This is a genomic window from Streptomyces sp. MZ04 (assembly GCF_004684775.1).
GTDB lineage: Bacteria > Actinomycetota > Actinomycetes > Streptomycetales > Streptomycetaceae > Streptomyces.
In genome coordinates this window covers 1-2347 of the sequence record NZ_SRIC01000517.1, presented here as the reverse complement: position 1 = coordinate 2347, position 2347 = coordinate 1, and the positions used below count along the sequence as shown (strand labels likewise).

Below are 2347 nucleotides of genomic sequence, written 5' to 3'. Positions count from 1 at the left end.
CTGCGACCACGGAGATCTACACAGGGCTATTCGTCGGCAGCGTCAGATGTGTATAAGAGCCAGCACCCGTCGCCGCATGACCCGTCGCCCCGCGATCCGACGTACGAGGGCCCACCGGATCATGCGGGCGGCGCTCGTCCTGATCTGCGCTCTGGTCGTCTCCTGCGTCGGCACCGCCGTGTGGGCCGACTCCGAACTCAAACGCGAGGTCGACCTCGGCAAGGTGGAGGACCGTCCCGCGAACGGCGAGGGGACCAACTACCTCATCGTCGGCTCGGACAGCCGCGAAGGCCTCTCCGAGCAGGACAAGGAGGACCTCACGACCGGCTCGGCCGAGGGCCGTCGTACCGACTCGATGATGCTGCTGCACACCGGCCGCAACGGCACCACGATGATGAGCCTGCCGCGCGACTCCTGGGTCACCATTCCGTCGCACACCCGCCCCGAGACCGGCAAGCGTCCCGGCGCGGCACAGGACAAGTTGAACGCGGCGTTCTCCTTGGGCGGGCCCGAACTGCTCGTGCGGACCATCGAGTTCAACACCGGCCTGAAGATCCACCACTACGCCGAGATCGGCTTCGCCGGCTTCGTGGACATCGTCGACGCGGTCGACGGCGTCGAGATATGCCTCGACAGGGACATCAGGGACAAGAAGTCGGGCGCCGACCTGAGGAAGGGCTGCCAGAGCCTCGACGGCACCCAGGCGCTCGCGTTCGTCCGTCAGCGCCACCAGGAGGCCCAGGGAGACCTGGGACGCAGCAAGAACCAACAGAAGTTCCTGTCCGCGCTCGCCGAACAGGCTGCCGCCGTCGGCACCGTGCTCAATCCGGCCAAGCTCTACCCCGCCGTCCGTGCCGGGCTCGACGCCCTGATCGTGGACAAGGACCTCGGCCTGCGGGACCTCACATCGATGTTCCTGGCCCTGAAGCAGGTCACCGGCAGCAACGGCCGGCAGATCACCGTCCCGGTGGCCGACTCCGACTTCTCCACCTCCAAGGGCAGCACCGTCAGATGGGACGCGTCTCGGGCCAAGAAGGTCTTCGAGGAGTTGAAGCGCGACCAACCGGTGAGCTCCGAGCCGAACGGCTGAGCGTCCTGCTGCCGGGGTCAATTCAGCCGGAGCGGATCAGGCGGGCTCGGCGGTGGTGCCGCGTACGACGAGGTTCGGGGGCAGCACAACCTCGCGGGCCTCGGTGCGGCCCTGGTCAAGGCGTTCGACGGCGGCGGCCACGGCGTGGCGGGCCTGCTCCTCGGCACTCTGACTGACCGTGGTCAGGTTGAAACAGCTCAGCCGGGAGAGACTGTCGTCGTCGTAGCCGGCCACGGACACCGCACCCGGGACAGCGATACCCGCGCGGGCGAGGGCCTCCAGGACGCCGATGGCGCACGCGTCGTTGAAGGCGACGACAGCGGTGGGCAGTTCGGCGCCTTCGATGAGGCGTTGGGCGGCCCGCTCACCGGCCGCCTCTGTGGAGTCTCCGCGCAGGACCTTGATGTGCGCGTCCAGTCCGTGGCGGCGCATCGCGGCGCGGTAGCCACGGCGCCGATCGGTGGCGATGGCCCCCTTGCCGCCGTCGACGTACGTGATCGCACGGTGGCCGTGCCCCACCAGGTGGTCGACGATCTGACCGACCCCGTCGTCGTCCGCGGTGCGGACGACGTCCAGGTCGGCGTCGGCGATCCGACGGCCGACCGCGATGACGGGGGCCTTGCGGTCGAGCGCGGCGAGGGTGTCGTCGGGGGCGGACGGGCCGAGCAGGATCAGGGCCTCGCTGCGGAAGGCCAGCAGCGTGTCCACGGCGGTGTGCTCGTCGCGGGTGCGGGTCCGGGTGCTGAGGACGAGGTCGTAGCCGACCTCCTCGGCGGCCGTGTGCAGGTGCTCGACCAGTTCGGCGTGGAAGGGGCTGCGGATGTCGATCATGACGCCGAGCAGCCGGGTCCGCCTGCTGGCCAGCATGCTGGCGGTCCGGTCGGCCTGATAGCCGAGCTCGGCGGCGGCCTTGAGAACCCGCTTCCGGGTGCGCTCGCTGGGACCGGGCACGCCGCGCAGCACCAGGGAGACCGACGCCGTGGACAGGCCGACTCGGGCAGCCACGTCCTCCAGCCGGGGACGCCTGTTCGTGCCGTTCCCCTGACGCCCGGAACCGCCGTCTTCCACGTGTGCCTCCCGGCAGCGATCTCCTCGCGCGACACCCTTGACACGCTCTAGGAACACGCCGATAGTACCAGGACTTAAAGCGCTTTAAATCACCTGGCGCCTGGCGCGCACCACGCAGTGCCGTATCTGTCACTTATACACATCTCCGAACCCACGAGACGCTCATGAAAATCGTATGCCGACTTCTGA

General features: G+C 68.8%; 2 protein-coding genes. One reads left to right on the top strand and one right to left on the bottom strand.

What is annotated here, in order from left to right; genetic code table 11:
* Positions 1–76: 76 nt before the first annotated feature.
* Positions 77–1090 (top strand): LCP family protein, encoded by a 1014-nt coding sequence (locus tag E2651_RS42660; protein WP_245239551.1) that lies wholly within the window; start codon positions 77–79, stop codon positions 1088–1090.
* A 36-nt stretch (positions 1091–1126) separates the two neighbouring features.
* Here the strand turns inward: E2651_RS42660 and E2651_RS42655 are convergent, their stop codons facing one another.
* Positions 1127–2095, bottom strand: coding sequence for a LacI family DNA-binding transcriptional regulator (locus E2651_RS42655; protein WP_245239550.1), 969 nt, complete (start codon positions 2093–2095; stop codon positions 1127–1129).
* Positions 2096–2347: the final 252 nt, after the last annotated feature.

Coding starts and splice junctions, on each gene's coding strand:
- E2651_RS42660 (WP_245239551.1), top strand. CDS start 77: ATGACCCGTCGCCCCGCGATCCGACGTACGAGGGCCCACCGGATCATG.